We start from the raw sequence: 17238 nt of genomic DNA, 5'->3' as shown, positions 1-17238 counted from the left end.
AACTGTTGCAGAAGCGGGCTTTCGGATTTAGAAGCTTTAAAAACTACAGGCTTCGTCTGCTAAGTTTATGATTTTTGTGTGTTTTGGATAAAGTTCCACCATGAAGTGAGTAGAACCGTAGAACCGTAGAACCGTAGAACCGAAGAGAACCGAAATTCAGAGAGAAAATTGGTTGCGGGGGCAGGATTTGAACCTACGGCCTTCGGGTTATGAGCCCGACGAGCTACCAGACTGCTCCACCCCGCGACAAGAATGAATCAGAGGATTCAGTTGTATAGAAGGAAGAAGATCGGGTCAACCATTCCTTCCTTTTATTTTTTATAGCACTCTGTATCATTTGTGTATCTTGAAACAGTCTCATTTGTATCACTCCAAAAGATGTACTCTGTCTTCATAGGAGGCAAAAGTGACTGGGAAATTCAAAATAGGTGATCATGTCACATGGAACTCAGAAGCTGGTCATGTCAGCGGTAAAATCATCGCCATACACTCAAAAGATTTTACCTACAAGGGCTACACCCATCACGCAAGCAAAGAGGACCCACAATACGAAATCAAAAGTGATAAGTCGGATCATATCGCAGCTCACAAGGGCCAGGCATTAAAGAAAATCTCCTCTTCGAAAACAAAATGAAAGACCGAGCGCAGAGAAATCGAAGAAAACCGCTCGCTCTGAATTGAGGAACGGCTTTCTCAAATCCTACAAAACCATGCCTCCTGATGCTTCAATTCTTTGACCATTCACCCATCGACTATCTTCTGAAAGCAAGGCCGCAAGAATCAACCCGATATCATCAGCCTCACCACAACGACCCAATGCCGTGTGAGATCCAATGGCCTTCTTTTCTTCTTCACTGCGTTTATTAGGACCCGCGAATTGCGTATCAATCGCGCCAGGAGCAAGGGTGTTCACGCGAATTTTCCTCTCAGCATATTCCTTTGCCAGATAACGAGTGTAAACCTCCATCGCACCTTTCATTGCTGCATATGTGGCCGTCCCATGAAGACCTGCGATTCGCGTTAGTGCTGTAGAGATATTAATTACCTGCCCGCCATCATTCATCAACGGAAGCAATTTTTGAGTTAAAAAGAAAGGTCCCTTGCAATGAACATTCATCAATTGGTCAAACTGCTCTTCGGTCGTATCTTTAATCAACGTTCGCTGAGCTGTCCCCGCATTATTGACTAAGTAGTCAAATGCCGTTAATCCCCACTCGTTCTCCAAGATTTGAGAAACCTGTTGGGCAAAATCAGAGAAAGAAGAAGTATCAGTCACATCCAACTTCACGGCCGCTGCTTTTCCTCCCGCAGCTTTAATTTCTGTAACTACACCCTTGGCCTCCTCGGGGTGACTGTTATAAGTGATAATAACCGCAACCCCACGAGCCGCAGTATGTAGGGCCGCACTTTTGCCAATTCCTCGACTGCCGCCTGTAATAATCGCCACTTTCATAGAAGACTCCTTGTTCAAATTGATTGTCTTGGTTCATTTTAAATAATTTGTCTGCTACGATAAATAGTGAAGAAACGAAATTACTTTTCATTTTAAGCGAATAATAAAAAGGATGTTATGGATAAATATCAAGCCTATAAGGTATTTGTCAGTGTTTCCGAAAAACTGAGTTTTTCAAAAGCAGCGGAGGCCTTAAATCTTCCGAATGCCTCTGTCTCGACCATTATTCAAGATCTGGAATCTACATTGGGTGTAAGGCTTTTAGAGCGCACGACTCGCAGAGTTTCTTTAACTCCTGAAGGTTCAAACTTTCTTGAGCGCTGTAAGCAAATGATCAATGACGTCGATGAAGCCGAGTCTATGTTTCGAAACGAACCGACACAAATCAAAGGCAAAATTCGCGTGGAAATGTCTGTGGGCGCCGCGAGCTTAGTCATTCCATTGTTGCCTGAGTTTTTCGAAAAATATCCTGATCTTGAAGTGGAACTTAGCAGTCGAGATTATTTTGTTGATCTCATGCGCGAAGGAATCGATTGCGCACTTCGCAGCGGCGGCTCGAAGGAGCCGGAATTAATTGAAAAAGAAATTGGCGAGATCGTCTGTGTGAATTGCGCAAGCCCCGCTTACATAAATCGTTATGGAAAACCCAAACACTTAGATGATCTAAAAAATCACCGCCTTGTCCTTTATACGCATACTTTTGGAAGCAAATCCCATGGTTTTGAATATTTTGATGGGGAAAAATCTCGCATCATAAAGATGAAAACCGCCATTGCTGTGAATAGCATCACCTCTTACAGCGAAGCATGTCGCGCAGGTCTGGGTCTCGCACAACTGCCGCTGATCGGCGCCCGCAAAGCATTCAAAGATGGAACCCTGATTGAAGTTTTGCCTAAGTTTCGTCCCGAGCCTTACAAGTTAAAACTCATCTATCACGAACGACGCCTATTAAGTCACCGCGTGCGGATTTTTATGGACTGGCTAGAGAAAGTTCTGAAGGAACGATTGCGCTAAGACTTTAACTTCAATCCCTTAAGAACGCTTTCTAAAACCTGGCGAAGAAGTGGCTCTCGTTTTTCACCAAGATATTGTGCTACCAAACGTGGATGATGAAATGACATCGTCGATTCACGAATGATCGATGCCATCACTTCAGGATCGGCATTGCGCAGACGCTTCTTCGCAATAGCCTCTCGTACAAGCCCTGTCAGCTGTGCATGCATGATTTCTAAATGCCGATTTGTGAATGGTTTTTCACTCGCAGTGGAAAGATTAAAAGCCTTGTACAACTCTGGATCATTAGAAACTTTTTGAACCTTGGCATGGTGCAAAGTCAAAACCCACTGAAGAATTTTTTCGCAGGGATCTTTTGATTTCTTACAGACAGCTTCCAGATCTTTATCAATCTGCATAAGCCATCGCTCTGAAACCGCATCTAAAAGTGCCGACTTATCTTTAAAATGAGCATAGAGGGCGGCGTGACTGACCCCGAGTTCTTTTGCGATATCTACAAGACGCACCTTTTCAAAACCACTTTTGCGCATACTTGCAATGGTAAGATCAATGGCCTTTTCTTTAATTTCTGAGGGGTTAAGTCCTGTTCTTGGCATGTTCTTATTATACCAAAGCTGTTTCATTCGTCAATAAAACTTACAATTTTGTATCATTGTAAGTTACAAAGTTGATTTTTTGAAAGTTACAAAATATTATTATTGTAACCAGGAGCAAATATGGCACAGACTTTTAGTCCCGTTTTTACTTTCCCTAAGACTTCAATGAATGTAAACCGCATGGGGTATGGAGCCATGCAGTTAGCTGGACCTCATGTCTTCGGGCCACCCAAAGATATGGATGCAGCGGTAGCAGTTTTACGCAGAGCCCTTGAACTAGGTGTGAATCACATTGATACTAGTGACTTTTATGGACCCCATGTCACGAATCAAATCATCAAACGAGCTCTTCACCCTTACACAAAAGACCTCGTCATCGTCACAAAACTTGGAGCCGTTCGCGGCGCTGATGCTTCATGGAATCCTGCATACAGCAAACAGGAACTCACGAATGCGGTTCACGACAATCTTCGCAATCTAGGATTGGAAGCTTTAGATATCGTAAACTTCCGTGTGATGCCCGGTGTATTCGAAAAAGAAAAATCTTTCACAGAAACATTCTCTATTCTTGTGGATCTTAAAAAGCAGGGACTAATTCGTCACCTGGGGGTAAGCACTGTCACTCCAGAGCAATTCGCGGAAGCTCAAGCTTTGACCGATATTGTTTGTGTTCAGAACATGTACAATATCGCAGACCGCAAGGACGATGCATTCATTGATACTTTAGCGAAGCAAGGTGTCGCTTACGTTCCTTACTTCCCGCTGGGCGGATTCTCTCCCCTTCAGTCATCTGTTTTGAATTCTGTCGCTGCAAGGTTAAAACACTCACCAATGCAAGTGGCGTTAGCTTGGCTCTATCGTCGGTCTCCGAATATTCTACTGATTCCTGGAACTTCTTCCGTGACTCATCTGGAAGAAAATATTGCAGCAGCTCAATTGGAATTATCTCCAGAGATTACGAGCGAGCTTGATTCTATTGCTGCAAATAAGTAGACGACTTCCTCCAAAGCACCTAGCCTTAGGTTTTATTCTAAGGCTGATTGCAGTAGCTAGAACCAATATATTCGACAACATACTCCCCGACTTTTATTCTAGAAGAAAGGGAGTAAGCACCGAATGAGCAAACCATCTGCAACTTCGAAGGCATCAAAGAAGAATCAGACAACAATCCCTGCTCGCGTTCGAAGAGCCCTGGGGATTGCGAAGGGCGACACCCTTCTTTGGGTCATTGACGGTAACGAGGTCTCTCTGCGTAAAATCAGCAAGGTCGACATCAACTGGAGCAAAACATCCGAGATGTCCCTTCTTGAGTGGACCCCAGAAGACGACGAAGGCGAAAGCTATGTCGAGGCCAAGGCTCGTTAGAGCTGAAGGCTTGGCAATTTCATGAATTATTTATTGATAGATTTAAGATTTTGCTGAAGATCTTCTTCAAGATTCTCTAGCTGACCTACAGACTTCACGACGAAGCTCATCTGGTAAATATCCGTACTCAAGAATAGATAACTCCTACTAATGACTCCTGAAACCCGCTTATCAGCGCTGTAAAGGTTATCCTTGAGTTTACGAATCCCACCCAATTTAGAAAAACTCTCAATCGCTTCTTGATCAGACGTAGATTTCACCTGACATTGGACTGCAAATGTCGCGGTCTTCTCAGCATTTACAAATACCTGAATTGCATTTTGACTCTTGATCTTTGTGAATCCTTTCAAGCGGACTTCTTTGCAGGATGCAACCGCATGAACTTGGAGCAATAAAACAAGAAAACTTATGATACATTTTATGGCGAACATGTCGCAGTCCTTGGCTTATGAGTCGAACTGTTGGGTGCCGCATGAGCTCCGCGAGACTTCGTCCATCTGCAAGGATCATCGGAAAGATCGTCGCAACCTTTTTCGCCTAGATGATTTCCGCGTTCATCGAAAATTTCAAGGCCGCCATGAACATAATCCCACTCTAGACAGCATTGGAATTTATTTTTTCCTTTAACAATAGTAATTCCACCCTTGCCGCGCTTCATTTGATTTTCGAATTTTTTTAAAAAATCCTGACAGCAGGATTCTAAAATTTGATCACACTGCTGATTTTTACCATCTGCTTGGGAAGTTGTGCACTGGCGTGGCTTTACAAGCTTATCTATTTTTTTTAATAAGGCGATGGCGCCATTCATCGTTTCGTCAATAGTATCGGCCGTCGCCTCTTTGATGCGAGAAATATCTTGCGAAACTGATTCTTGAAACTCTTGATTTTGAGCCATTGTGATAACACCGGCCGCTGCTGCGGCGGTTGCTGCCATCGCCACCACATCCAAAGAACCAATTGCCACTACGGGGGCTGCAAGCAATAAAGGATTTGCCTGCGCCTGCTTCACGGACATAGAACTACTGATCACAACAAAAGACACAACAACTGCTAGAAAAATAAAACCAATCTGCTTCACTCACTCATATTGTAAGAACGATCCATCACAGCCTGTCAATACAGGCTTATGTTAAGAATGAAGCGATGCAAATCCAAAATAAATTTCGACGTGGTTTCTCTAGGATTGTTAACAGAAAGACGAGTCTCTTTTCATAAAAATGTTCTTGCTAAGAAGACGGCCCCACGAGGATTCTTTTAAAAAATGACCCCTGATTCGCTGCAACTCCCCTTCAAACGTCTAAGTTGTTGTTTATTTTGGACATTTTTATCGATGCGCGCCTGCTAAAATAACGAAAAATCGTGCATCATCACTCTATTTTCGATAAATTGAGTCCTTTAGAGGTTCATATGCAACAAGGTTCAAAATCAGAAAATAAATTCTCTCCGCCAACTGATGTTAAATCTGTTCTTCAGATGTTTAAAAAACCGAAGAAGGTTGTCGTCACCGCAGGTATGCCTTACGCAAATGGTCCACTGCACTTGGGGCATTTAGCCGGGGCTCACGTTCCCGCAGACATTTATGCTCGTTGGATGAGAATGCTGATCGGTAGTGAAAATGTTTTATTCGTCAACGGCAATGACGATCACGGTTCAACAAGTGAAGTTGCAGCAGTTAAAGCCGGAAAAACAATTCGTGAATTTATCGATACTATTCATGAACAACAAAAAGACACTCTAAAAAAATACTCAATTCAAACGGATATTTTCACGGGCACATCTCGTCCGGAAACTTATCCAATGCATGAGGCATACTCTCAAGATTTCCTGCATCGTTTATTCAACAACGGTCTTCTTGAAAAACGTATCACAAAGCAATGGTACGACACGAAAATGAATCGCTTCCTTCAAGATCGTTTCGTTCGTGGCACTTGTCCTAACTGCGGCAACACGGAAGCTTACTCTGATGAGTGCGACGTGTGTGGTGCTCAATACGATCCAACAACTTTGAAAGATCCACGCAGCCAATTGAGCGATGCGATTCCTGAATTGCGTGACACAGCTCACTGGTGGCTTGATATGTGGAAAGTCGCGGATCCTTTAAAAACATGGATCGAGACAAAACAAAAAGCATGGCGGGCTGCTGTTGTTCAAGAAGTCACCAACACAGTTTTGATCGGCTGCCGTTTTGAAAACATCCACGAAGAAAAATACAAAGAGATCAAAGAGACTCTTCCAAAACATAAGTCTCGCTACGTGGCTGGTAAGAAAGTAGAATGCCTTTTCGATAACAAAGCGGACCTGGCCAAAGCCGAACACGTTTTATCTGCTGCGGGCATTCCTTCAGTGGAAACAAAAAACTGGGCTGCTCGCCCGATCACTCGTGACGTGTCATGGGGCATCCCTGTTCCTTCAGAACTTGATCCAGACATGAAGGGTAAAACTCTTTACGTATGGCCGGATTCATTGATTGCACCGATCGTGTTTACGCAAGTGGCACTGAAGCAATCAGGTCGCAATGTTGAGCAATACAAAGATTTCTGGTGTGATCCTGAAGCAACTGTTGTCCAGTTCCTTGGACAAGACAACGTGTTCTTCTATGTGATCATGCAAGGCTCAATGTGGTTGGGCCACAAAGACAATCCCATGGAATTGCCACAAAAAGGCGATTTGCAAATGACTGAAATTTTGAGCTGTTACCACTTGATGGTAAACGGCGAAAAAATGAGCAAATCGAAAGGCAACTTCTACACAGGGGATCAGTTGATTGAGATGGGTTACTCCCCAGATCAAGTTCGTTATTTCCTGGCGCTTTTAAGCTTGCCAGTGAAATCTTCAAACTTCGACTTTGAACACTTCGCAGAAAGAAATAAATTTCTGGCAGGCCCAATGAATGCTGCTTTTGAAAAACCAATTTCTGCATGCCACTCAAAATACGGCGGTAAAGTTCCAGAAGGTAAATTGATCGGCAAAGCAGAAGCTGAAACCGTGAAGCTTGTGCAAATGTATTTACGCTCGATGCAAAAAGGCGACTACGCAATTTTATTGGGCCAAGTGGAAAATTATGCTCGTCAGATCAACTCACTCTTTACGCAATACAAGCCCCACGATGACCGTGCGCCTGAAGCGGAAAGAAAAGATGCCTTGTATACATGTTTCTATGTTTTGAAAAACTTGATGATCATGCTGGCACCTTTCGTCCCAGAGACGATGAACGAGCTTCGCAAATCACTGAATTTGCCTGAGAGCGTTCTCACCGCCAATGAGCTTGGCACTGCCATTCCAGCGGGTCATACAATCAATGCTAAGGGCGTTTATTTCCCAGCTGTTGCTGAAGACACTCAAACTCCTTCGAATACATAATTCGAGGGAGTGTCTTTTTACAATTGCCTTAAGTCTTAATTCAATTGAAAAACGTTGTTGCCATTCACAGAGTGGCAATTCAGGTCTTGGACAATTCGCAGTTCAATTTCACACTGACCCTAAGTTATCAACACTGGGGTTCATATGAAAAAATCATCTCAGCTTATTATACTCGGATCTGTCTATTTGGTTCTTGGTCTTTTTGCCTTGGCATTTGCAACGGCGACAACCTTCGCCTCTGTCATGACCTTATCCGTAGTCTTGCTTATCGCTGGCTGCGCACAACTCGCATATGGCATTCAAGGAAGAAAGACAGGACAGATGTGGCCTCATGTGGGCTTGGGCTGCTTGGCTCTTGCCTGTTCAATTTTAATTATGCGAAATCCTGTGGCGAATACATTGGCATTTACATTTGCAGTTGGCTTTTTGTTAATCGCAGGAGGTCTGGCAAAAGTCATTGGTGCATTTGCCGAACGAACCGCTGGCTGGGGATTTTATCTTTTAAATGGCGCTGTCTCTTTGTTTCTAGGAAGTTTTATTCTTTATACATTCCCTGTTTCTGCAGCATGGACTATCGGAACTTTTGTCGCCGTCGATCTCATGTTTGGAGGATTAAGTCTCATTGGCTTAGGTTCGGCAATAAAACGTGCAAAGCGAGATCTTGAAACACATATTCAATCTCTCTTACCAGAGTCACCTGAAGAAATTGATTATCGCAAGCGTTCAGGAAAACAGAGCCCCTATGATCGCGACCTTGGATCTCATCTTCATTAGACTTGAAAGCCTAAGTGCAACGACAGAACTAATTGAGTGGAATCGGATTCAATAACCGATTCCCACAGAGAAAGTGTTTTGATAGTTATTTTTAGACATATTCGTCGCGTCTCTAAAAATAACCGTCGAGTTCAGATTCAAAGACAACGGCCCAAGCTTTACCCCCAAAGAAGCCCCCGCGTATGGATTGTACTTCATTGGTTCTTCATCTTTGCTATCCACACCACCGCTAGTTTCAGTTCTTGTTTCTTTCGTGGCCTGAGCTCCGGCCCGACCCGACATAAAGAAATAGGTATTAAACCGGTACGTAGAGTTAATACCTAACTTATAATTTTCATCATCCGTTTTAATTTTCTCTGGCGCTGTTGAGTAGTCCTCTGTATCGGAAGATTTTGTATACTCAGCTTCCACTGATAGAAGATCCACCCCTGCCGTTAAACGAAGACCATACAACATGTGAGTCGTTAAATGATTGCTTGGGTAGTCCCGGAAAACCGTTTCGTAACCATAGATCGGTTCGATCTGATAGCCAGCACCTTTAGAGAGTGTAAACGACGCCGCCCTTGAGATATTTGAAAAAAGAGAAACCGCACCAACAAGAATCAAAAGTTTTACGAACCGAATCGACATTCTCACCTCGACATTTGAATCTTAAGTATTCGATAAGACTCGGTTAAGATGAAGTCTAAATCAGATTTCCTCTACCATAGTAAAGGAGTTCTTTCACTTTATCAAAAAAAGGACATAATCGAAGCTTAGATTCTCTATTTTTCGCAAGAAAAAATGAAAGGACGATTCAATGAATTTGTATTACTCACCAGGAGCCTGTGCACTTGCTCCGCAGATCATTCTTCGTGAAGCAGGTCTTCCCTTCCAATTGATTAAGGTCGACCTTAAAACAAAACAATACGAAGGCGGCGATTATAAGCAGATCAACCCCAAAGGATATGTCCCGGCTTTGCAGTTTGAGGATCACACTCTTTTGACTGAAGGCTGCATCATTCTTCAGTGGATCGCAGATCGTGCGCCAGAAAAGAATCTGATTCCACCTTGGGGATCCCCTGAAAGATACAAAGCGATGGAGTGGTTGAATTATATCTCTACAGAACTTCACAAGGGCTACAGCCCTTTATTTTATCCGCAAGTTTTTGGTGACGCCGCTTTGCTATGGCATCGCGATAAAATTCAAGTGCGATTGCAGCTGATCGACAAGCACCTAGCGAACAATGACTTCATGATGGGTAAGGAATTCTCGGTCGTTGACGCTTATCTTTATAATATTCTGCGCTGGTCTGACGTGACAAAGGTGGATCTGACTCCTCACCACCATATCGCAACGTTTATTAAAAAGATGAAAGAAAGGCCCTCCGTTCAGGAAGCCGTGGCAGCAGAAGGTATTCGCCTTTAATATTAAGCGGTATTGAGAATCAACGCCCCGTCTATATTTTAGACAGCCTGAAGGCATTACATCTTAACAAAACCATGACTATTCAAAAGACGTTTCATGTTCTAGAAGAATCCAAAATATCTTTTAGCAATCCCCGGAGGATTCCCATGAAACGTCTTTTCGTTTTAGCTACCTTTGTTTCCCTAGCAACTGCTTACAATGCCCAAGCTTGCAACACTCAACTCAAACTTACTTGCCAAGGTACTTTCCTCATGGCCGGCCAACCAGTATTAACAGCTTCCGCTTCTGATAATCTGGCTGACGAACACTGGGATGAGCCTTCTGAAGCTAACTGTGCGGCAACTGTATATTTGACGAACTTGCACAACACTTCAGTTCGCGTTTACGCAAATCTTGAAGGTTCTCAAGTAAGCTTTAACTCTATGGCTTCTCAAGTCTACAAAAATGACCAAAACGAAACGGAAGCTTACTATTCTAATGAACTGAATGCGGCTGATATTGCTGGCAAAACTGTAAGCCTTGGTCTTATTCACTTGGCTAACCCAGTAAGCTACGGCCCACAAATGCAAATGGTGACTGATGTTGATGTCACTTGCACTGTAAAATAAGCAAATCATTTTTAAGGTGATTCATAAAAAAAGCCGACTTTGCGTCGGCTTTTTTTATATCTCTTCAGACTTAGAAATTACTCGAGTGACGACTTTCCTAGATCGGCGAATCAGCACCAGCCCAAGAATAAAACTCAGTACACTGACGACCACACCAAAGAAGGTGCTGGGCATAGGCATTTCACGATTTTCTGAGAATAAGATATCTCTCAACAGGATCACCAGAGAGGCTAGGGAAATCACCGACACCAGAACCCCGCCGAGCCTTTGACTGAATTTAAATAAACTAAAACTCTTCATGGTGACTCCGAATTTTCGTATTCATAGCACCATAAATTGAAATTCAATTATAAACAACTTCTAGAAGTTTATTTTCGATCAAGAAAATATGATAATCGCTCAAATAAAAAAAGGCTCGATGAACTATCGAGCCTTTTCATTAAAACATTAAACAGTGGCAACAGATCACATCTGAATGATGCAGGTTTCATCGTTATAGATCTTGTTCCAAACAGCCTGGTAGCTTGGGTCGCGCTTCAACAAGAGGTCTGTGATTTCTTTGCCAGACAATGTTTTACCGTAAGATGTTGGGAAGTAGAAATAAACATTCATTTTTGAATCTTCGATTTTAACGCTGACAGTGCCACCTTCTTGAGGATCTGCTGCAAATCCCGTTGCTTTACCCTGTTCGTCAAGAATCACATCATCATTCACTGTAAATGCAGTGGAGCCGGAAACTGTTTCGTAAGAACCTTGTGCCGTCATAGTGGACGTGAAGATAGGGGCGTGACCTGCACACCAAGGACCTTCGCCATCACTATCGAAATCACATGGATTGTGACTTACGGGAGAGGTCATTTTCACGTTGTTCAAAGTTAACTGACAGGCTTGGCCATTTTGATCAACACCCGTGTATGTTTTAGCTTGAGCTGTCATTCCCATTGCAAGAACTAAACTGAATACAGAACTCATTTGGATAACGTTTTTCATTTATTACTCCTGATTTGTTTTTTTCAATGGCGCAGTTAAACCAGAAATTGAATGAAAAATAAATGCATGTATTTTCATATATTATATGCAATAATGCATATATGACGAAATATCCCCGCCACCTCATCGAGTCTTTCATGACCTTTGCCACCCTCGGAAACGTCGTTAATGCCGCGGACACCTTGGGGATTTCCCAACCCGCGTTAAGTCGTCAACTCCAACAACTTGAAGATCTGGTCGGCGAAAAGCTATTTCAAAAACATGGTCGCCAGAAGGTGCTATCACCAATAGGACAGGAATTATTTTCAAGAATCACTCCGACTTGGCTGAATTATGATCCCCTTGTCGACAGTGTCATTGCGAAATTTAAAGATTCTCCCCAAAATCCGCTTCGCATCTATGGTCCCGCAGAAATTCTTAACAAAGTTGCTCTTCACATAGAATTTCCTCACCAATTGATCTTTACCCCCACACGCAGCCAGTCCGTGAGTACTAAGGTCGTTGGCGAAGAAATCAGTTTAGGGATTACACGCCTTCCTCCAGACAATTTACAAGTGACGGCCAAGGTTCTTTTTAAAGAAGGCTTTCAATATATTTTTCCAGCGAAGTGGAAGATTACACCGACGACGGAACTGCGCCTTCTTAAAAAATTAGAGACCTACCCTTTGGTTTCTTACGGAGAGGACTTCAACTTCCCCGAAGAGATTTGGAGTAAGTTTGAATTAGGCCCGGCCCCTCGTTTGATCCGCGTGTTACCGAACTGGGATGTCCTACAAACGATGGTTGAAAATGGGTTGGGTTGGGGAATCGCACCGTCTAATTTGATTAAGAAAAGCCCTAAGATTCTTTCTCAAGATGTCTCTGCGGACCTTATGCCTCACGTGACCTACCACCTCCTCTACAAGAAAGATTTAATACGCATTCCTTGGTTTAAAAGCTTAGTGAACGAACTCTTAGACACATATAAATAGTTCATCGCATGAACACCACTGGCACCAGTTAAAATGAAACCACAGGGTGCCGCAAGCAATCCACTGGGTTTCCAGGCCTGGTACACCCTTTGCTTTTGTCGGACTTCGTTAACAAATGAAAAACTTAATCCAAGGATATTTTATGAAATCTCAAATTTTCGCGATCGCTTTCGCCTCTTTAACAACTCTTGCAGCCCAAGCATCTACCCTTACTTGCACAACAAACGTGAACCAGGATCCTCGTCAAGCTTCGACAGAAGTTTCAGTCTCTAAAGAGAACGGTCAATTGGTTGCTAAACTTGTAAGACGCGGCGGCATGGCCCATTTCATCACAGCTCCCGAAGTTATCGCTGTTGCTGCAAAACGTGTCGGACCAGAAGCTGTCATCTATCTAAACACAGACAAAGCTTTTCAACTTGAAGTGACTTATCAGCCTATCGCAGGAAAAATTTATGGTACATTGACGACAGAAGGAAATGGTCAATCTGTTCAATTTCCAGTTGTCTGCAAAACTGCTCTTTAATTTCCAAGCTTCTTTCAAAGCATAGCTCATAAAAGCCACCGGAGTCTTCATCTACCCGGTGGCTTTTTTTTGCGCAATTATCGGATTATCAACAAGTTGACAATATTATCAATTTGTTGATAATATTCATTTATGAACGATAAACTTCTCGAAGTCGCACAGACACTTAAAAAATCACTTCTTTTATTAAAACGAGACATGGACGCGTCCCTCAGTCCCTACAACCTGACATCAGCGCAAATGTTTGTCCTTTCTTCCGTCGCTAGAAAAACAGGTCCCATGACCGGAGCGGATTTGGCAAGACTTGGACACATTTCTCCCCAGGCGACCCAGACGTTGATTACTGGGTTAGAAAAGCGCGGATTTATTGAGCGCCATAAACATTCATCCAACGAAAAAATTCTTTTATTGGACCTGACTAAAAAGGGACAAGGCCTTATCGAAAAAGCCAGCCCTGAGCGCATGAAAGTTTTTAAAAAAATGATGACTGGCTTTTCCACTGCAGAACTTGAAACGTTTCAGGGGTTTCTTGAGCGCTTTATTGTAAATCTAGAAAGTGATCCTTCTCTTCCCGTGAAGATGGCACGAAAATCTCGAGGCAAATAGTTATGAGCACCAATCCCTCCCTTCTGTCGGTTCGTGATGTTCTAAAAATTCCTGTAATGCGCCGGGTTTGGTACGCGCAGATCGTAAGCACTTTCGGTGACTTCTTAGCGTTGTTTGCCGTTTTAAGCGTTGTCGCCTTTCAACTTCATGGCACACCGGCGCAAGTGACCTGGGTGCAAATTTCTTATCTTTTGCCGACGGTTTTAGTGGGCCCGTTTGCGGGAGTCTTTGTCGATCGTTGGCCTTTAAAGCCCGTGCTAGTCTTTAGTGATTTAATTCGCGGGGTTTTGACCTTGCTTTTACTTGTGGCCACTCAACTTTGGCATTTCTATTTGATTCTCACTTTGCTCAGCGTGGTTTCGAGTTTCTTTAGCCCTGCACAATCTGTCACGATTCGCACCTCTGTTCCAAAAGAGGGATTTCTTTCCGCAAACTCTTTAATGCAACAGGTGATTTATGCGATGAGAATTATCGGTCCTGGACTTGCCGGTCTTTTAGTAGCAAGTTTTGGTGCTAGCTCATGTTACCTGATTGATACAGTGAGCTTCCTAGCCTCAGCTGCTTTTATTTCTTCAGTGGCTATCAAACGCCCTGCTGTTGTACATGCTCAAGGCGAAATTGAAAGAGGCGCTCGCAAAGTTTTCACAGATATGAGCGAAGGAATTTTGTTCATCACCCGTCATCCTGTTGTTTCCTTTGTGTTGTCAGCCTTGGCGGCAGCTTTATTTGCAATCGGTTGTTTCGGCCCTTTGATTGCCATTTATATTCGTGAAAATATGCATGTCAGTGCCCGAATGTTCGGCTTTGCCAGCGCCATGATTGGTCTTGGACTTTTGCTTGGAAGCAATTGGATTCGCCTCGTCGCAGGAAAGCACTCTGGACAAAAATTGATTTTGTTCGGACTTTCTGGAGTCGCATTGAGCTTAATTTTAATGGCTGCGATTCCTCATATCGCAGTAACAATGTTTGCAACGTTCTGTGTTGGAAACTCTGTGGCAGCCATAGTGATTCCCGCACAGACTTTTATTCAAAGGGAAACTCCGCAAAATCTGATGGGCCGTATTGGCAGCAGCGTTCAGTCCGTTGTTTTTAGCGCTCAAATTATCGGCTTAATTCTGTCAGGAATTTTAACTGATTTTATGGACGTTCGTTATGTGTTTGCGATTTGTGCTGCGGTTTTATTTGCTATTGCTTTGCTAGGAACAAGAAAGAAAATTTCTTAAGACTGCTGATTTCTTATACTTTCACCAATATAGTCTCGTTTACAAAAACATTCCCACAACAGCCGTCAACATCAGAAGGATGGCTCCCCACCCTAGAATTTTCAGAGTGCGGTGAATAACAATTTCACCCATAATGTCTGAACGCGCCGCCATCAACATCATAATTACCATGATTGGAACTGAAATCACGCCATTAATAACAGCGCTCCAGTAAAGAGCCTGAATAGGATTAATCGACGTAAATCCCAAGCCAACACCTACCAATGTGGCGACTGCGATGATGGAATAAAATTTTTTAGCCAGATAAGGTTTTAACTCAAGACTGCTTTTCCAGTGAAATGATTCAGCAACAGCATAGGCCGCCGAGCCCGCCAAAACGGGAATCGCAAGCAAACCAGTTCCGATAATTCCAAGACTGAACAGAAGAAAAGCAAATTCACCGGCGATAGGCTTTAAAGCTTTTGCCGCTTCTGCCGAAGTTTGAACTGTTAAGAGCCCACTTTGATGAAGAGTCAGGCTCGCACTTAGAATCACAAAAAATGCCACCAAATTGGAAAATCCCATTCCAATATAATTGTCCAAGCGAATGCGTCTTAAAACAAAATCTGCTTTCTGCGGGGCCTCTTTTAAAGACCGGCTGTCTTGTTCTTCATTTTCCTCTTCGACCTCTTGCGAGGCTTGCCAGAAAAATAAATACGGACTGATCGTTGTCCCGAAGACAGCAACAGTTGTAGTCACGTAGTCTTTATGCCAAGAAATCTTTGGCAGGAAACTATCGTGTAAGACTACACCCCATGGAACCTTCAAAACAAAAGCGGTCCCAAAGTAAGCTAGCAACGACAGCGTCAACCATTTTAAAAAATAAACATATTTGCGATAAGGAATAAACACTTGCAACAAAAGAGAGAACAAACCAAATAACAACGCATAAAGTTTCGCCGACCCGCCGACAATTAACACCATGGAGTCACCCATTGCGGCGACATCGGCAGCAATGTTGATTGTATTTGCGATTAAAAAAAGGCTTATTAATAAATACAAAATCCATGGTGGATAGAACTTACTGATATTTGCGGCAAGACCTTGACCCGTGACGCGCCCAATGCGAGCACTGATAATCTGAATAGCGACCATCAATGGATAAGTGATCAAAACACTCCACAGCATGTGGAATCCAAATTGAGCACCCGCCTGACAATAAGTCGCAATCCCGCTGGGGTCATCATCTGCGGCGCCGGTGATCAAACCAGGGCCTAATTTCTTTAGGACAGATTCATTCTCTGCTGAAGAGCTTTCTATGCTGCCTCCCACTGATTGAAAATTGATGATGCATCTGATTCCTATTAAAGAAGAAAGGGGCCTGTCTTGCAAGAATACAATGTCGCTGCGGCGTTCCCCGAAAAAAATTATGGCAAGATCAACAGACCCAAGAGATTACTCTCCAAAATATGACGACCAATAAAATAAAAGCTAGGAATATCAAGACAACCGGCTGCGAGGTCGCAGTCAGTAAGCTCTTTCGCTTTTCTAGCTGATCTGTGACTGATATGTATTTTGTATCGACCGAGGATAGACGCGAGCCCATCTTCTCAATGGCAGGCCCTTTAGAGCAACTAAAAGGCACCGCTTTTTTTTCCATTCCGGCTTTACAAGACTCGAGCTCTAAATAAAAAGAGCGCATCAAAGATCGCTGTTCACAAACAGCCGTTGCCGGATCAAGCGCGCAGGTTTGCCCTACCCAGAAGAAATTTTGAATAAGAAGAACGCTCAAACTGACAACAAAGGCAACACCAACAATCCAAAAAGGCTTTTTCAAGGACGCTCCATCGAGAAAATAAATTAGCTAGAAAATAAAATGCTTTTTTGAAAACTTCAACGGTCTTCCTTTGGAAAGGACTGTAGTTTCTGTGTTGCCCACTTTAAAACCTGAAGAAGACGAGGCACCATCAAAGTCTCTGCTTCGGCCAGAGTCACCCAACGATACTCATGATGTTCGGGATGTCCAAGCTCGGGATTAATCCCTAACACAACTTTCTTCGATAAAACTTCACCTAAATAATAGCGCGCTATCTTTCCTTTATTATAGGGTTCCGTTTCAATAAAATCGATCCCCAAGGGAAACGAGACTTCCTGAATTCCTGTTTCTTCAAAGAGTTCTCGTTTGGCGGCAGCAAGGAAGTCTTCTGATTTCTCGACCTCCCCCTTTGGGAAATCCCAATAGTTGTATGAGCGCAATATCAGCACATAGTTTGGATCAGTATGTAGAAACGGAATAATTCCAGCGGAAAATCTGTGTCCTTCACTCATATCCAGCACTTTAACGTACAAAAAAAATTAACAAAACGAA

Annotated in this window: 21 protein-coding genes and 1 tRNA gene; 12 read left to right on the top strand and 10 right to left on the bottom strand. The window is 43.1% G+C overall.

Features of this window, described 5'->3' with window-relative positions:
* Nucleotides 1-169: 169 nt before the first annotated feature.
* Nucleotides 170-246 (bottom strand) — tRNA-Met (locus VF412_RS17860).
* Between the two features lie 160 nt (nucleotides 247-406).
* Between VF412_RS17860 and VF412_RS17855 the strand changes: the two genes are divergently transcribed.
* The gene (locus VF412_RS17855; protein ID WP_331340629.1) at nucleotides 407-634 is read left to right on the top strand and encodes a DUF2945 domain-containing protein; all 228 of its coding nucleotides are present in this window, start codon (nucleotides 407-409) and stop codon (nucleotides 632-634) included.
* A 66-nt stretch (nucleotides 635-700) separates the two neighbouring features.
* Here VF412_RS17855 and VF412_RS17850 read toward each other — a convergent pair whose 3' ends face one another.
* Nucleotides 701-1453, bottom strand: coding sequence for an SDR family NAD(P)-dependent oxidoreductase (locus tag VF412_RS17850; protein WP_331340628.1), 753 nt, complete (start codon nucleotides 1451-1453; stop codon nucleotides 701-703).
* Nucleotides 1454-1570: 117 nt separating this feature from the next.
* Between VF412_RS17850 and VF412_RS17845 the strand changes: the two genes are divergently transcribed.
* Complete coding sequence (locus VF412_RS17845) at nucleotides 1571-2467, top strand: LysR substrate-binding domain-containing protein (protein ID WP_331340627.1); 897 nt, start codon at nucleotides 1571-1573, stop codon at nucleotides 2465-2467.
* Here VF412_RS17845 and VF412_RS17840 read toward each other — a convergent pair.
* Entirely contained in the window at nucleotides 2464-3090 is a 627-nt protein-coding gene (locus VF412_RS17840; protein ID WP_331340626.1) for a TetR/AcrR family transcriptional regulator, read from the bottom strand. The two genes, VF412_RS17845 and VF412_RS17840, sit on opposite strands and share 4 nt — an antisense overlap.
* Nucleotides 3091-3183: 93 nt before the next feature.
* On the opposite strand from VF412_RS17840, the gene VF412_RS17835 reads away from it, so the two are divergent.
* Together VF412_RS17835 and VF412_RS17830 are read left to right on the top strand one after the other, a co-directional pair.
* Nucleotides 3184-4056, top strand: a complete 873-nt coding sequence (locus tag VF412_RS17835) for an aldo/keto reductase family oxidoreductase (RefSeq protein WP_331340625.1) — start codon at nucleotides 3184-3186, stop codon at nucleotides 4054-4056.
* A gap of 123 nt (nucleotides 4057-4179) precedes the next feature.
* Nucleotides 4180-4428, top strand: a complete 249-nt coding sequence (locus tag VF412_RS17830) for an AbrB/MazE/SpoVT family DNA-binding domain-containing protein (protein WP_331340624.1) — start codon at nucleotides 4180-4182, stop codon at nucleotides 4426-4428.
* A gap of 26 nt (nucleotides 4429-4454) precedes the next feature.
* On the opposite strand, the gene VF412_RS17825 is transcribed toward VF412_RS17830, so the two are convergent.
* Complete coding sequence (locus VF412_RS17825; protein ID WP_331340623.1) at nucleotides 4455-4778, bottom strand: hypothetical protein; 324 nt, start codon at nucleotides 4776-4778, stop codon at nucleotides 4455-4457.
* 68 nt (nucleotides 4779-4846) lie between these two features.
* Complete coding sequence (locus VF412_RS17820; RefSeq protein ID WP_331340622.1) at nucleotides 4847-5506, bottom strand: hypothetical protein; 660 nt, start codon at nucleotides 5504-5506, stop codon at nucleotides 4847-4849.
* Between the two features lie 329 nt (nucleotides 5507-5835).
* Between VF412_RS17820 and VF412_RS17815 the strand changes: the two genes are divergently transcribed.
* Both VF412_RS17815 and VF412_RS17810 read left to right on the top strand, forming a co-directional pair.
* Nucleotides 5836-7788 carry a methionine--tRNA ligase gene (locus tag VF412_RS17815; RefSeq protein WP_331340621.1) on the top strand — a complete coding sequence of 651 codons (1953 nt, stop codon included), beginning with the start codon at nucleotides 5836-5838 and terminating at the stop codon, nucleotides 7786-7788.
* A gap of 144 nt (nucleotides 7789-7932) precedes the next feature.
* Nucleotides 7933-8562 carry an HdeD family acid-resistance protein gene (locus tag VF412_RS17810; RefSeq protein WP_331340620.1) on the top strand — a complete coding sequence of 210 codons (630 nt, stop codon included), beginning with the start codon at nucleotides 7933-7935 and terminating at the stop codon, nucleotides 8560-8562.
* A 48-nt stretch (nucleotides 8563-8610) separates the two neighbouring features.
* Here the strand turns inward: VF412_RS17810 and VF412_RS17805 are convergent, their stop codons facing one another.
* Nucleotides 8611-9192, bottom strand: a complete 582-nt coding sequence (locus VF412_RS17805) for a hypothetical protein (protein WP_331340619.1) — start codon at nucleotides 9190-9192, stop codon at nucleotides 8611-8613.
* A 169-nt stretch (nucleotides 9193-9361) separates the two neighbouring features.
* On the opposite strand from VF412_RS17805, the gene gstA reads away from it, so the two are divergent.
* Nucleotides 9362-9970, top strand: a complete 609-nt coding sequence (gene gstA / locus VF412_RS17800; protein ID WP_331340618.1) for a glutathione transferase GstA — start codon at nucleotides 9362-9364, stop codon at nucleotides 9968-9970.
* Between the two features lie 146 nt (nucleotides 9971-10116).
* Nucleotides 10117-10578 (top strand): hypothetical protein, encoded by a 462-nt coding sequence (locus VF412_RS17795; RefSeq protein ID WP_331340617.1) that lies wholly within the window; start codon nucleotides 10117-10119, stop codon nucleotides 10576-10578.
* 54 nt (nucleotides 10579-10632) lie between these two features.
* Here the strand turns inward: VF412_RS17795 and VF412_RS17790 are convergent, their stop codons facing one another.
* Both VF412_RS17790 and VF412_RS17785 read right to left on the bottom strand, forming a co-directional pair.
* Nucleotides 10633-10878, bottom strand: a complete 246-nt coding sequence (locus VF412_RS17790; protein WP_331340616.1) for a hypothetical protein — start codon at nucleotides 10876-10878, stop codon at nucleotides 10633-10635.
* A 165-nt stretch (nucleotides 10879-11043) separates the two neighbouring features.
* Nucleotides 11044-11568 (bottom strand): hypothetical protein, encoded by a 525-nt coding sequence (locus tag VF412_RS17785; protein ID WP_331340615.1) that lies wholly within the window; start codon nucleotides 11566-11568, stop codon nucleotides 11044-11046.
* A 101-nt stretch (nucleotides 11569-11669) separates the two neighbouring features.
* Here VF412_RS17785 and VF412_RS17780 point away from each other — a divergent pair, with 101 nt between their 5' ends.
* The 4 genes from VF412_RS17780 (at nucleotide 11670) to VF412_RS17765 (ending at nucleotide 14891) form a co-directional block, all read left to right on the top strand.
* Nucleotides 11670-12539 carry a LysR family transcriptional regulator gene (locus VF412_RS17780; protein WP_331340614.1) on the top strand — a complete coding sequence of 290 codons (870 nt, stop codon included), beginning with the start codon at nucleotides 11670-11672 and terminating at the stop codon, nucleotides 12537-12539.
* 142 nt (nucleotides 12540-12681) lie between these two features.
* Nucleotides 12682-13062: a hypothetical protein gene (locus VF412_RS17775; RefSeq protein WP_331340613.1), complete on the top strand. Its 381-nt coding sequence runs from the start codon at nucleotides 12682-12684 to the stop codon at nucleotides 13060-13062.
* Between the two features lie 132 nt (nucleotides 13063-13194).
* Nucleotides 13195-13668 (top strand): MarR family transcriptional regulator, encoded by a 474-nt coding sequence (locus VF412_RS17770; protein WP_331340612.1) that lies wholly within the window; start codon nucleotides 13195-13197, stop codon nucleotides 13666-13668.
* A gap of 2 nt (nucleotides 13669-13670) precedes the next feature.
* Nucleotides 13671-14891 carry an MFS transporter gene (locus tag VF412_RS17765; protein WP_331340611.1) on the top strand — a complete coding sequence of 407 codons (1221 nt, stop codon included), beginning with the start codon at nucleotides 13671-13673 and terminating at the stop codon, nucleotides 14889-14891.
* Between the two features lie 39 nt (nucleotides 14892-14930).
* Here the strand turns inward: VF412_RS17765 and VF412_RS17760 are convergent, their stop codons facing one another.
* Nucleotides 14931-16202 (bottom strand): divalent metal cation transporter, encoded by a 1272-nt coding sequence (locus VF412_RS17760; protein WP_331340610.1) that lies wholly within the window; start codon nucleotides 16200-16202, stop codon nucleotides 14931-14933.
* Between the two features lie 561 nt (nucleotides 16203-16763).
* Nucleotides 16764-17198, bottom strand: a complete 435-nt coding sequence (locus VF412_RS17755; RefSeq protein WP_331340609.1) for an NUDIX domain-containing protein — start codon at nucleotides 17196-17198, stop codon at nucleotides 16764-16766.
* Nucleotides 17199-17238: the final 40 nt, after the last annotated feature.

This window comes from Bdellovibrio sp. (genome assembly GCF_036384735.1).
GTDB lineage: Bacteria > Bdellovibrionota > Bdellovibrionia > Bdellovibrionales > Bdellovibrionaceae > Bdellovibrio.
The sequence above is the reverse complement of the archived record's forward strand: the minus strand, read 5'-3'. Positions and strand labels throughout refer to the sequence as shown.

Coding starts and splice junctions, on each gene's coding strand:
- gstA (WP_331340618.1), top strand. CDS start 9,362: ATGAATTTGTATTACTCACCAGGAGCCTGTGCACTTGCTCCGCAGATC.
- VF412_RS17795 (WP_331340617.1), top strand. CDS start 10,117: ATGAAACGTCTTTTCGTTTTAGCTACCTTTGTTTCCCTAGCAACTGCT.
- VF412_RS17830 (WP_331340624.1), top strand. CDS start 4,180: ATGAGCAAACCATCTGCAACTTCGAAGGCATCAAAGAAGAATCAGACA.
- VF412_RS17845 (WP_331340627.1), top strand. CDS start 1,571: ATGGATAAATATCAAGCCTATAAGGTATTTGTCAGTGTTTCCGAAAAA.
- VF412_RS17775 (WP_331340613.1), top strand. CDS start 12,682: ATGAAATCTCAAATTTTCGCGATCGCTTTCGCCTCTTTAACAACTCTT.
- VF412_RS17805 (WP_331340619.1), bottom strand. CDS start 9,192: ATGTCGATTCGGTTCGTAAAACTTTTGATTCTTGTTGGTGCGGTTTCT.
- VF412_RS17815 (WP_331340621.1), top strand. CDS start 5,836: ATGCAACAAGGTTCAAAATCAGAAAATAAATTCTCTCCGCCAACTGAT.
- VF412_RS17790 (WP_331340616.1), bottom strand. CDS start 10,878: ATGAAGAGTTTTAGTTTATTTAAATTCAGTCAAAGGCTCGGCGGGGTT.
- VF412_RS17840 (WP_331340626.1), bottom strand. CDS start 3,090: ATGAAACAGCTTTGGTATAATAAGAACATGCCAAGAACAGGACTTAAC.
- VF412_RS17780 (WP_331340614.1), top strand. CDS start 11,670: ATGACGAAATATCCCCGCCACCTCATCGAGTCTTTCATGACCTTTGCC.
- VF412_RS17770 (WP_331340612.1), top strand. CDS start 13,195: ATGAACGATAAACTTCTCGAAGTCGCACAGACACTTAAAAAATCACTT.
- VF412_RS17810 (WP_331340620.1), top strand. CDS start 7,933: ATGAAAAAATCATCTCAGCTTATTATACTCGGATCTGTCTATTTGGTT.
- VF412_RS17850 (WP_331340628.1), bottom strand. CDS start 1,453: ATGAAAGTGGCGATTATTACAGGCGGCAGTCGAGGAATTGGCAAAAGT.
- VF412_RS17785 (WP_331340615.1), bottom strand. CDS start 11,568: ATGAAAAACGTTATCCAAATGAGTTCTGTATTCAGTTTAGTTCTTGCA.
- VF412_RS17755 (WP_331340609.1), bottom strand. CDS start 17,198: ATGAGTGAAGGACACAGATTTTCCGCTGGAATTATTCCGTTTCTACAT.
- VF412_RS17835 (WP_331340625.1), top strand. CDS start 3,184: ATGGCACAGACTTTTAGTCCCGTTTTTACTTTCCCTAAGACTTCAATG.
- VF412_RS17765 (WP_331340611.1), top strand. CDS start 13,671: ATGAGCACCAATCCCTCCCTTCTGTCGGTTCGTGATGTTCTAAAAATT.